Origin of the sequence: Campylobacter sp. FU_520, from assembly GCF_025772385.1 — a bacterium.
GTDB classification, from domain to species: Bacteria; Campylobacterota; Campylobacteria; order Campylobacterales; family Campylobacteraceae; genus Campylobacter_D; species Campylobacter_D lari_C.
Map to the genome: position 1 here is coordinate 59,781 of NZ_JAKMRZ010000010.1, position 11,421 is coordinate 71,201.

11 protein-coding genes, 1 tRNA gene and 1 pseudogene are annotated in these 11,421 nt (G+C 29.6%); 11 read left to right on the forward strand and 2 right to left on the reverse strand.

The annotated features are described in order from the left end of the window. Positions 1–52 precede the first annotated feature (52 nt). The 4 genes from folD (at position 53) to tgt (ending at position 4,281) form a co-directional block, all read left to right on the forward strand. A complete protein-coding gene (gene folD / locus L8W55_RS05205) occupies positions 53–901 on the forward strand; it encodes a bifunctional methylenetetrahydrofolate dehydrogenase/methenyltetrahydrofolate cyclohydrolase FolD (protein WP_257904703.1) in 849 nt (282 codons plus the stop codon). Beyond that, positions 898–1,746, forward strand: a complete 849-nt coding sequence (gene lepB, locus L8W55_RS05210; RefSeq protein WP_039617949.1) for a signal peptidase I — start codon at positions 898–900, stop codon at positions 1,744–1,746. The genes folD and lepB overlap by 4 nt, the downstream gene beginning before the upstream one ends. 163 nt (positions 1,747–1,909) lie before the next feature. Further along, positions 1,910–3,076, forward strand: a complete 1,167-nt coding sequence (locus tag L8W55_RS05215; RefSeq protein WP_261530004.1) for a pyridoxal phosphate-dependent aminotransferase — start codon at positions 1,910–1,912, stop codon at positions 3,074–3,076. 86 nt (positions 3,077–3,162) lie between these two features. Continuing rightward, positions 3,163–4,281: a tRNA guanosine(34) transglycosylase Tgt gene (gene tgt / locus L8W55_RS05220; RefSeq protein ID WP_263677666.1), complete on the forward strand. Its 1,119-nt coding sequence runs from the start codon at positions 3,163–3,165 to the stop codon at positions 4,279–4,281. Positions 4,282–4,287: 6 nt separating this feature from the next. On the opposite strand, the gene L8W55_RS05225 is transcribed toward tgt, so the two are convergent. Continuing rightward, positions 4,288–4,364, reverse strand: a tRNA-Arg gene (locus L8W55_RS05225). Positions 4,365–4,484: 120 nt separating this feature from the next. Between L8W55_RS05225 and L8W55_RS05230 the strand changes: the two genes are divergently transcribed. From L8W55_RS05230 to L8W55_RS05255, 6 genes are all read left to right on the forward strand, one after another. Next, positions 4,485–5,927 carry an acetyl-CoA carboxylase subunit A gene (locus L8W55_RS05230; protein WP_039617956.1) on the forward strand — a complete coding sequence of 481 codons (1,443 nt, stop codon included), beginning with the start codon at positions 4,485–4,487 and terminating at the stop codon, positions 5,925–5,927. Further along, positions 5,924–6,184, forward strand: a complete 261-nt coding sequence (locus tag L8W55_RS05235; protein WP_263677668.1) for a hypothetical protein — start codon at positions 5,924–5,926, stop codon at positions 6,182–6,184. Before L8W55_RS05230 ends, L8W55_RS05235 begins: the two co-directional genes overlap by 4 nt. Then, positions 6,184–6,903 (forward strand): arginyltransferase, encoded by a 720-nt coding sequence (locus tag L8W55_RS05240; RefSeq protein ID WP_263677670.1) that lies wholly within the window; start codon positions 6,184–6,186, stop codon positions 6,901–6,903. The genes L8W55_RS05235 and L8W55_RS05240 overlap by 1 nt, the downstream gene beginning before the upstream one ends. 18 nt (positions 6,904–6,921) lie before the next feature. Further along, positions 6,922–7,728: an adenylosuccinate lyase gene (locus L8W55_RS05245; protein WP_039617961.1), complete on the forward strand. Its 807-nt coding sequence runs from the start codon at positions 6,922–6,924 to the stop codon at positions 7,726–7,728. 71 nt (positions 7,729–7,799) lie between these two features. Next, positions 7,800–8,963 (forward strand): putative lipid II flippase FtsW, encoded by a 1,164-nt coding sequence (ftsW, locus tag L8W55_RS05250; protein WP_263677672.1) that lies wholly within the window; start codon positions 7,800–7,802, stop codon positions 8,961–8,963. 190 nt (positions 8,964–9,153) lie between these two features. Beyond that, positions 9,154–9,912 (forward strand): basic amino acid ABC transporter substrate-binding protein, encoded by a 759-nt coding sequence (locus L8W55_RS05255; protein WP_263677673.1) that lies wholly within the window; start codon positions 9,154–9,156, stop codon positions 9,910–9,912. On the opposite strand, the gene L8W55_RS05260 is transcribed toward L8W55_RS05255, so the two are convergent. Next, complete coding sequence (locus L8W55_RS05260) at positions 9,913–11,178, reverse strand: aminotransferase class V-fold PLP-dependent enzyme (RefSeq protein ID WP_263677674.1); 1,266 nt, start codon at positions 11,176–11,178, stop codon at positions 9,913–9,915. It lies immediately after the preceding gene. Positions 11,179–11,235: 57 nt separating this feature from the next. Between L8W55_RS05260 and L8W55_RS05265 the strand changes: the two are divergent. Continuing rightward, positions 11,236–11,421: pseudogene (locus L8W55_RS05265) on the forward strand (ATP-binding protein); the annotation flags it as partial.

Genomic DNA, 11,421 nt, shown 5'->3' on the forward strand with positions numbered 1-11,421 from the left:
TATTATGATACAATTTTTTAAGTTAAAGAAAGCTATAAATTTAAGGAAAGAAATGACACTTTTAGATGGTAAAAAGCTAAGTGATGAGATAAAAAATAATCTAAAACAAGAAGTATTAGAACTTAAAACCCAAAGTATAGAGCCTTGTTTGGCCGTGATTTTAGTAGGTGAAGATCCTGCTAGTGCTACTTATGTGGGTTCTAAAGCAAAGGCTTGCGAGCAATGTGGGATTAAGTCTTTGGTTTATAGACTTGATGTAAATACAACTCAAAATGAACTTTTGGCTTTGATTAATACCTTAAATCATGATGATAGTGTTGATGGAATTTTAGTTCAGCTTCCATTACCAGCACATATTAATAAAGACATAATCTTAGAAAGTATTAATTTTAATAAAGATGTAGATGGCTTTCATCCTTTTAATGTCGGGAATTTAAATTTAAATTTAAAAGGTGGTTTTTTGCCATGTACGCCTTTGGGTGTTATGAAAATTTTAGAGCATTATGATATAAAATTAGAGGGCGCTGATGTAGTTGTAATAGGAGCTTCTAATATAGTAGGTCGTCCTATGGCTACGCTTTTATTAAATGCTAATGCTAGTGTAAGTATTTGTCATATTTATACAAAAGATTTAAAAGCTTATACAAAAAATGCTGATATTATCATCGTAGCAGCAGGTTGTCCAAATCTTTTAAAAGAAGATATGGTCAAAGAGGGTGTGATAGTAGTTGATGTAGGGATTAATAGAGTTGATGGAAAAATAGTAGGTGATGTTGATTTTGAAAATGTAAGTAAAAAAGCTAGTTATATTACTCCTGTGCCAGGCGGGGTAGGGCCTATGACTATAGCAATGCTTTTAGAAAATACTATAAAATCGGCTAAAAATAGGATTAAAAAATGAATTTTTTGAAAAAAATCTATAAATTCACGCAATCTTGGACAGGGACTTTAATAGTTGTTTTATTGATTATATTTTTCTTTATACAAGCTTTTACCATACCAAGTGGTTCTATGAAAAATACTTTATTAGTAGGGGATTTTTTATTTGTAAAAAAATTCTCTTATGGTATTCCAACTCCGCATATTCCTTGGATAGAAGTGCCTGTTTTACCTGATTTTAATAAAAATGGACATTTAGTAAGTGCTGAAGGTCCTAAAAGAGGAGATATTGTAGTATTTAGATATCCACATGAGCCAAAAATCCATTATGTAAAAAGATGTGTGGCTAAGGGTGGAGATGAGGTTGTTTTTGCAAATAAAACCTTATATGTGCGTATGGTTGAGGGTGATGAGTATATGAAAGATTATTATCCTAATAAAACAAAAATCATAGGTGGAAGACTTTTTGTAAAAGAACCTTTTGTAGAAAAAGGAATACATTATGATTCTAGAGTAGATATAGAAAGCGTGTTTTTTCGCTATTTAAATTTAGGTCAATTTGCTATGAAGCCTGCTTCTTTTGATGAATTAGGTGCTAATAATATTTATGGTTTTAATGCTTATTATTATAAAGTACCTGAAAATGAGTATTTTATGATGGGAGATAACCGTGATCATTCTAGTGATAGTAGATTTTGGGGAAGTGTAGATTATAAATATATAGTTGGTCAACCTTGGTTTATTTATTTTTCATGGGATGAAAATAAAAAAGTTAGATGGGAAAGAGTAGGGCGTTTGGTTGAAACTATAGAAAAAGATGAGCGTTTTATTCATCATAATGAAAGCGATATAGAAGCTTTAGAATAATTACCCAAAGAAACAATATAAAATTTTTATGTGTAGAAAATGTATAGTTTCTACACAAATTTATAAAAATATACACTCTTAATTTTATTCGTAGATTTTTTTAAGCTCCAAGTTGTAACAATTAACACAAATAAAAATCAAAGCAAAAAATAAAGGATAAAAAATGCTAAGTCAAAGATCTCAAAATCTAGGAGAATCCTTAACTTTAGTAATGACTGATATAGCCAAAACTTTAAAAGCAAATGGTGAAAAAGTTATTAGTTTTTCAGCAGGTGAGCCTGATTTTGATACTCCAGAAATCATTAAAAAAGCAGCAATTGAAGCTATTGAAAAAGGTTGTGGGGCTTATACGCCAGTTGTTGGCATAAAAGAAGTTATAGAAGCTATACAATATAAATTTAAAAATGATAATAATTTAGAATACAAAGCAAGCGAAATCATTACCAATGTTGGTGCTAAGCATTCTTTATTTATGGCGATTGAGTGTTTAGTTGAAGAAGGTGATGAGGTTATCATACCAAGTCCTTATTGGGTGAGTTATCCTGAAATGGTAAAATTTGCAGGCGCAACTCCTGTGTTTATAGAAGGTGAGGCAAAAAATGGATTTAAAATCACCCCTGAGCAATTAAAACAAGCTATTACTTCAAAAACTAAGGTTTTGATGTTTAATTCTCCATCAAATCCTACAGGAGCTATATATTCTAAAGAAGAAATTACTGCTTTGGCTAAGGTTTTAGAAGGAACTAAAATAGTAGTTTTAAGTGATGAAATTTATGAAAAATTAGTTTATGATGGAGAATTTTGTGCTTTTGCACAAGTGAGCGAAGATGCTTTAAATAGAACTGTAAGTATTAATGGTCTTAGTAAATGTGGTGCTATGCCAGGATGGCGTTTTGGTTATATGGCAAGCAAAATGAGTGAGTTTAACAATGCTGTTAAAAAATTACAAGGACAAAGTACTTCAAATATTTGTTCAATCATTCAACACGCAGCTTTACCAGCCTTACTTGGAAAAGCAGATAGCGATATTGAAATGATGAGGCAAGCCTTTTTAAAGCGTAGAGAGTTAGCGTGTGAAATTTTAGCTAAAAGCGATAAGTTAAAATTAGAACAAATTCCACAAGGAGCTTTTTATTTATTTATATCTTGCAAAGAAGTTGATAGTGATTCTATGAGATTTTGTAAAAGATTATTAGAAGAGCAAAAAGTAGCTTTAGTACCAGGCATAGGTTTTGGCATGGAAGGGTATTTTAGACTTTCTTATGCAACTAATGAAAAAGATATTATTGAAGGTTGTGAAAAAATCGTTGAATTTGTAAAAAACTACTAATTTCTTAAGCCTGTTAAAACAGGCTTTTTCAAAAAAATTTATAAGCAAGTCTTTGGTATGATTATGCAAAAAATATAGGAAAATCAATGGAATTTGAAGTTCAATATAAAAGTGCAAATGCTAGAGCTTGTCGTATAAAAACTACACATAGTGAAATTTTAACTCCTATTTTTATGCCAGTTGGGACTTTAGCTGCGATTAAAAGTCTAGATGCTGTTGATATGAGTGAAATTTTAAATGCAAAAATCATTTTAGCAAATACTTATCATTTGTATTTAAGACCAGGATCTAAGGTGATTAAACAAATGGGTGGCTTGCATGGTTTTAGTAAATTTAATGGCTCTTTTTTAACAGATAGTGGAGGCTTTCAAGCTTTTTCTTTAAGTAAAAATTCAAAACCTGATGAAAAAGGAATTCAATTTAAAAGTCATATTGATGGAAGTTTGCATTATTTTACCCCGCAAAGTGTTTTAGATGCACAGTATGATTTTAATTCAGATATTATGATGATTTTAGATGATTTAGTGGCTTTGCCTGCAAGTAAAGAAAGGATAGAACTTTCTTTAAAACGCACTATAAAATGGGCAAAAGAGGCTATTGGTTATCATAAATTAAAGCAAAGTCAGGGTGTAGGAATAGGGCAAAATATCTTTGGTATTATCCAAGGTGGAACGGATTTTGAAGCTAGAAAAATTTGTTCTCAAGCACTTTGTGAGATGGACTTTGATGGTTTGGCTATAGGCGGATTAAGCGTAGGAGAAGAAAATGAGGCTATGTATGATACGGTTGAGGCTATGATGCCTTATGTAGATAACAATCGTCCTAGGTATTTAATGGGGGTTGGCACACCTGAAGATTTGGTAGAAAATGTAGCAAGAGGTGTGGATATGTTTGATTGTGTGATGCCAACAAGAAATGCAAGAAATGGAACTTTGTTTACTAGCTTTGGAAAATTTAATATTAAAAAAGCAGAATTTATCACCGATTATGCCCCTATAGATAATAAATGTTCTTGTTATACATGCAAAAACTTTTCAAGGGCTTATTTAAATCATTTATTTAAAGCTAAAGAATTAACCTTTTTTAGACTTGCAAGTATTCATAATTTGCATTATTATTTAAATTTGGTAAAGCAAATGCGTGAAGCTATTATTAAAGACGAATTTGAAAATTTTAGAAAAGAATTTTATAGGCAAAGAATGTAAATAAAGTGGTACGCCCAAGAGGATTCGAACCTCTGACCTTTTGAACCGCAATCAAATGCTCTATCCAGCTGAGCTATGGGCGCAAAATAAAAGAGTAATTTTATCAAAAAATTCTTAAAATTAGCAAAAACAAGTAATTTTATAGAATTTTTATATTTTTATGCTAATCTTCTTTGAATAATATTTTAGCTTAAGGCAAAGTAATGATACATAAGATTTTAATAGCCAATAGAGGTGAGATTGCAGTAAGGGTAATCCGTGCTTGTAGGGATTTGCATATAAAAAGCGTTGCTGTTTATACTGAACCTGATCATGAGTGTTTGCATGTAAAAGTTGCTGATGAAGCATATAGAATAGGAACTGATGCAATAAGAGGGTATTTAGATGGCAAAAGAATAGTTGAAATTGCTAAAGCTTGTGGTGCTGATGCTATACATCCTGGATATGGCTTTTTAAGTGAAAATTATGAATTTGCTAAAGAATGCGAAGAAGCAGGGATTATCTTTATAGGGCCAAAATCAGATGTTATTCGTAAAATGGGGAATAAAAATATAGCAAGATATCTAATGAAAAAAAATGGAATTCCTGTGGTTCCAGGTACTGAAAAATTAAATCATTGCACATTAGAAGAAATCAAACTTCAGGCTTTAAAAATAGGTTATCCGGTGATTTTAAAGGCCAGCGGTGGCGGTGGCGGTAGGGGTATACGCGTAGTGCATAAAGAAGAAGATTTAGAAAAATCTTTTGAAGCTTGTAAAAGAGAAGCATTAAGCTTTTTTAAAAATGATGAAGTTTTTATGGAAAAATATGTTATTAATCCAAGGCATATTGAGTTTCAAATTTTAGCAGATAATTATGGTAATATCATTCATCTTTGTGAAAGAGATTGCTCAATACAAAGAAGGCACCAAAAAATAATTGAAATTGCACCTTGTCCAAGTATCTCAGAAAAACTAAGAAAAACCATAGGGGTTACTGCAGTAGCTGCTGCAAAAGCTGTGGGTTATACCAATGTTGGGACAGTTGAGTTTTTACTTGATGATTATAATAGATTTTATTTTATGGAAATGAATACAAGAATTCAAGTAGAACACCCAATCACAGAAGAAATCACAGGAATTGATCTTATCACAAGACAAATTCGTATAGCAAATGGGGAAATTTTAGATCTTGAGCAAAGCGATATAAAACCAAGAGGTTTTGCAATAGAAGCTAGGATTACAGCAGAAAATGTATGGAAAAATTTCATTCCAAGTCCGGGTAAAATCACAGAATATTTTCCAGCTTTAGGACCGTCTGTAAGAGTGGATAGTCATTTATATAAAGACTATACTGTGCCACCTTATTATGATTCTTTGCTTGCAAAATTAATTGTTAAAGGCTCAAGCTATGATAGTGCGGTTAATAGACTTGAGAGAGCATTGAAAGAATTTGTGATTGATGATATTAGAACAACTGTGCCATTTTTGATTGCAATTACCAAAATAAGAGAATTTAGAAGAGGGTATTTTGATACTTCTTTTATAGAAACACATATGGAAGAGCTTTTAGAAAAAACAGAAGATAGACACCAAGAAAATAAAGAAGAAGTAATTGCTGCTATAGCTGCAGCCTTACAAAAGATAAAAGAAAGTAGGCAATCATGAGTTTTTTAGATGAATTAAAAGATATAAAAAAGGCACTCCAAAAAGAACAAGGTCAAACAAAAAAAGAAAAAGTTAAAGCAAGTAAAAGTGGAGTGAGTATGAAAAATGCTGACTTAGATGCTATACAAAAAGACTTAGCTAAGCAAAATGAAGATAAAAAACAAGAGCAAGAATTTGAAGATATGTTTTTAAAAGAAGAGCGTTTAGCTAATGAATTTATGGAATTTGTAAAAAATAGCGATATAAAAAAGATCTAATGAATAATATTATTGGTTTTTGTACTTTAGAAGAAGAATGTCCTTATCTTGAAAATAGATATTGTAGAAATGAATACAACTATGTCTCTTTTATCACTAAGGCACAAAACCAAGAATTAGTTTCAAGAGGTTGGCGTCGCTTTGGTTCATATTTTTCAAGACCAATATGCAATGATTGTAATGAGTGTCAAAATTTGCGTATTTTGGTAGAAAACTTTCATTTTAGTAAAAGTTATCGTAGGGTTTTGAAAAAAAATACAGTTACTAAAATAATCTTACAAAAACCTTCTTTAAGCGATGAGCATTTATTACTTTATGAAAAATACCATCATTATCAAAAAGATAAAAGAAATTGGAAAATTTATGATTTAAATTTTAGAAAATATTACAATCTTTATGTGGATAATGCAGGTACTTTTGGATACGAGCTTGATTTTTATATAGATAATAAGTTAGTTTGTGTTGATTTGATTGATATTTTAGAAGATGGAATTTCTAGTATTTATTGTTTTTATGATCCTGATTTTTCTCATCTAAGTCTTGGTAAATATTCGCTTTTAACAGAAATCAAGCTTGCGCAATTAAAAAAATTAAAATACATTTATTTAGGATATTTTGTAAAAGGGTGTCAATCTTTATCGTATAAAGCCGATTATAGTCCAAATGAAATTTTAAAACACACTAGTGCTTTAAATGAGCAGGCATTTTTGTGGAGTTAGTTTTATAGAGAGGATTTTATGCAAGTAGTGCAAACTTTAGAATCAGTTAGTGTTAATACTGATGATTTTTTAATGTTTAAATATTTTCAAGATCTTATCCGTAAAAATTTTTCTAAAGTTATAGGTAATAAAAATAAAACTTTATCTTTTTTTGTGGAAAATGAAATTCCTCAAAGAAGATATTTTTTAAAACTTGTTAATCACAAGTATAAAAAAAATACCGGAAATCAAATCGATAATCTTGCCTTTGCGCACTATAAAACCTTTAAGTTAAACCTTGCTCAAGCAAATACTTTAAAGCCTGTAATCTTCGCCAAAATAGGTTTTGCGCAAAAAAATATTTTAATCACACTAAGTTCGAATGAAAAATTATTTGCTGTATATTTAGAGCAGTATTTTAAAGACCATAAAAGCGTGTATGATGAAAAAAATTGTATTTTTTCAGTAGAATACAAAGATGATAACACTTTAAATCTTTTAGAAATTTTAGCAAGTGTAAATGAGCATTTAAAATATTGTGTTGATTTTACGATTAATGAAACTCAGCTCTTAGAATTTAGAAATAAAATGAAAAATAAAGCTAGTACTAATTGGAAATTTAATGCACTAGCAAAGCTTTTTGAAAATTATTTTCAAACACTAGGGTGTAATTCTAGTGATGATTTTGCTACTATTAGACAAAATTATCTTAATTTAGTTAAAATTTATCATCCTGATCGCCATCAAGGTAAAAGTAAGATCGAGCAAGCTTATTGCCGTGAAGAATTTGAGAAAATTCAGCTTGCTTATGAGAGTTTAAAATCTTTATATAAAAATAATACTTGATGCTAAAATAACATCATTTTAAGTTGCAATTTATTAAAATTAACTTTTTTATAAAAATTTAGGGAATAATATTGGTTGCTGATAGAAAGTTATTTTTTTTAAGTTGCATTCTTATAACTATAGGAATACTTTTTTCATATTCTTTAAGTGCTTTTACTGTTCTTTATTTAGAATATAATGAATTTCACTTTTTTATCAGACAGCTTTTTTTTGGGCTTAGTGGTATAGCTATTATTTATTTTGTTTCAAGATTAAATCCTGATAGTAAAATGGCGCATTATTTAATGATAGGTGTTTTACTCATCTCCTTTTTATTTATACTTATTTTACCTTTTTTGCCCACCTTTCTTGCTACTGCAGCAGGTGGTGCTAAAAGGTGGATTAGGCTCGGCCCTTTATCTATCTCTCCGGTTGAATTTTTTAAAATAGGTTTGATTTATTTCCTTGCTTGGTCTTATACAAGAAGGATTGATGATAGTAAAAAAGCAATCAAGCATGAAGTTTTAATCTTAATTCCTTATTTTATTTTAGCTGCTTTTGTTATTGGTTATATTTATATGACACAAAATGATTTAGGGCAAAGTGTTATTTCTTTTTTCTTGGTTTTTGCTTTAGCTTTTTTTGCAGGAGCTAGCAAAAGACTTTTTGCGTTTGGTGTGGTTATTGTTGGAATGATTGGTGTTTTGGTGATTTTAAGTAATCAAAGAAGAATTCAGCGTATTTCTGCTTGGTGGGGAAATATCCAAGATGCATTTTTGCCTTTCTTTCCTGATTGGTTAGCAAACGCTTTAAGGGTAAGTCATAATTCAGAGCCTTATCAAATTTCGCATAGTTTAAATGCTATAGCACATGGTGGATTTTTTGGAGAGGGTTTAGGGCTTGGAACTTTTAAACTGGGATTTTTAAGTGAAGTGCATACAGACTTTGTTTTATCAGGGATTACTGAAGAAATAGGGCTATTAGGATTAGGCATTATATGTTTTATTTATTTGATGGTGATACTTAGAATTTTTAGAATAGCAGGGCGTTGTGAAAATAAGGTTCATTTTTTGTTTTGTTCAGGTGTAGCTTTACTTTTATTATTTTCATTTTTTATGAATGCATTTGGAATTATTTCTTTAACCCCGTTAAAAGGAGTTGCCGTACCGCTTTTAAGTTATGGTGGTAGTTCGATGTGGTCTATTTGTCTTGGAATAGGTTATGTTTTAATGATTAGTAAGAAAGTAAAAATTTAAATACATTAATTAAAATATATAAAAATTAACTTAAATAAAAAATATTTTATAACAACTCTTTACAAAAAACTTTTTTCTGCTATAATTATGCTCACATTTATTATAAAGGAGGCGGTTATGAAGAAATACAGGCGTTTAAACACATTATAATCATTTATCAATTTTATTTTAATTTTAACAAAGGAAAAAAATGAAAAAAATATTATATGTTGTTTTAGCGTTATTTGGTATATTAGCTTTAGGTGCTTGCTCAAGCGATAATAGTCAAGCTAGTGCTTCTGGTGAAAAGGTTTATAAAGTAGGTATAGCTGCAAATTATCCTCCTTTTGATTTTATTAAAGATGCAAAAATTACCGGCTTTGATGTTGATTTATTAGAAGAGATAGCAAAAAGAGAAAATTTAAAACTTGAATGGGTAAATATGAGTTTTGATGGTTTAATCCCTGCTTTAAAAGCTGGAAAGATTGATATGATAGCTTCTGCTATGAGCTCAACACCACAAAGATTAACAAGTATGGATTTTAGTGATACTTATTTTAATACTAAAAATTTATATTTAAAACTAAAAACAGACTCTAGCATTAGTGATAAGCAAAGTTTAGAAGGTAAAAAAATAGGTGTTCAACTTGGAACTATTCAAGAAAGTGCTGCTAAGGCTATTCCAAATGCTCAGGTAGTTGCAAGTGAAGAAATGTTAGCAGCAATTTTAGCTTTAAAAGCTGGTAAAGTAGATGCAGTTTTAACAGATAAAGATATCGGCAAAGGTTATTTAAAAACCAATGAAGAATTAGAAGCATTTTTAGAAGAAAATGATGGAAGTTCAGGTTTTTGTGTAGCTTTTGATAAAGGAAAACAAACTGAGCTTGTCCAAAAAATCAATGCAGGTTTAGAAAAAGTTAAAGTTGATGGTACTTACCAAAAAATTGTAGAAAAATACGATTTGCAATAATTAACTTAAAGCCTTGATACTTGCTTTCAAGGCTTTAAAAAAATACTCTATATCTTCTTTTGTATGTGTATAATGAAAACCTACCCTTAGCCAGCCTGGTTTAGATTTTAATTCTTGATTGTCTTTTAGATTGAGTAAATCATGTCCATAAGGTCCTGCGCAAGCACAACCTGCTCTTGTTTCTATCTTATAGGTTTTGCTTAATTTATAAGCTAAATCAAAAGGAGAAATTCCTTCTATATTAAAAGCAAAAATAGGTAATCTATGAGTGATATTTTTTGCATATAAGATCATTTTTGGAAAATTTGCACATTGCTTGAAAAAATATTTACAAAGTTCTTTTTCTTTTTTTTCTATATTTTTTAAACCTATTTCATTGCGTACTTTAAAAGCTAAACTTGCTCTAATTAGTTGAATAATGCCAGGTGTACCACCTTCTTCTAAATTTTCAACTTCGCACAAGTATTGCTGAGAGGTTCTTGAAACATAGCCTACGGTTCCACCTGCAGCAAAGCTAGGAGTATTACCACATAGACTTTTTTTAATAGCAAGCAAACCACAAGATCCTACACCTCCAAGTAGCTTATGAGAGCTAATAAACACTGCATCATAAAATTTAGAATCTAAATTAGCATAAGGAGCTAAAGTAGAAATATCAAAAGCAACTACGCCATTATATTGTTTGATTAGAGTGTAGATTTTTTTATAATCACTTAAAATTCCAGTAACATTAGAAGCTGCGTTAAAGCTTGCTATGATTTGTCTATTTTTAGATTTTTTTAATAATTTTTCTAAAAAAGCATAATCTAGCTCGCCATTTTTATCTAAGGGTATGCGAACACATTCACATAAAGCTTCTCTAAATGAAAGTTCATTAGAATGGTGTTCATAAGGTCCTACTATAACTAAAGGCAAAGTGTTTTTATCTGTATTTTTAAAATATTTTTCTTTAATAAGCGGGGGTATGTACAGACCTAAAAGTTCTTGAAATTTTTTAATAGCAGCTGAAGATCCACTCCCGCAAGCTATAAGAGCAAAGCTATCATCTAATTCAAGGTATTTTTTTAAATTTATTCTTGCATTTTCATAATGTTGCTGTGTAATGAAAGAATTTAAAGAGCTATCTGAGTGTGTATTTGCATAGGTAATAAGAATTTTTTTAATTTCCTTTTCTATGCTTTTTAGAGCTAAAGCGCTAGCTGTAAAGTCAAAATAATATATTCCTTTTTTTAAAATAATATCTTTTTTTAATGTTTCAATATTCAAAAAATTCCCCTAAAAATTTGTTAAAATTATAACATACAAAATATTTAAAATAAGGATATGACTATAAAATTTAGTGAATTTTCAAAGTATTGTGATTCTTTAGAACTTAAAAGTATTTTTGATTTTTATAGTGTTTTTGATGAATTTGAATTTGATTTGAAATTAAATTTATATGATAATATTTTAAATGTTTTTATTTTAAATGCTTTTGATATTTTAGCTGATTTAAATTTAGATGAAAAT

What these genes read in the sequence shown, in the direction of transcription:
- folD (WP_257904703.1), top strand. Translation starts at nt 53, where the DNA reads ATGACACTTTTAGATGGTAAAAAGCTAAGTGATGAGATAAAAAATAAT.
- L8W55_RS05215 (WP_261530004.1), top strand. Translation starts at nt 1,910, where the DNA reads ATGCTAAGTCAAAGATCTCAAAATCTAGGAGAATCCTTAACTTTAGTA.
- L8W55_RS05255 (WP_263677673.1), top strand. Translation starts at nt 9,154, where the DNA reads ATGAAAAAAATATTATATGTTGTTTTAGCGTTATTTGGTATATTAGCT.
- tgt (WP_263677666.1), top strand. Translation starts at nt 3,163, where the DNA reads ATGGAATTTGAAGTTCAATATAAAAGTGCAAATGCTAGAGCTTGTCGT.
- L8W55_RS05235 (WP_263677668.1), top strand. Translation starts at nt 5,924, where the DNA reads ATGAGTTTTTTAGATGAATTAAAAGATATAAAAAAGGCACTCCAAAAA.
- L8W55_RS05245 (WP_039617961.1), top strand. Translation starts at nt 6,922, where the DNA reads ATGCAAGTAGTGCAAACTTTAGAATCAGTTAGTGTTAATACTGATGAT.
- L8W55_RS05240 (WP_263677670.1), top strand. Translation starts at nt 6,184, where the DNA reads ATGAATAATATTATTGGTTTTTGTACTTTAGAAGAAGAATGTCCTTAT.
- lepB (WP_039617949.1), top strand. Translation starts at nt 898, where the DNA reads ATGAATTTTTTGAAAAAAATCTATAAATTCACGCAATCTTGGACAGGG.
- L8W55_RS05230 (WP_039617956.1), top strand. Translation starts at nt 4,485, where the DNA reads ATGATACATAAGATTTTAATAGCCAATAGAGGTGAGATTGCAGTAAGG.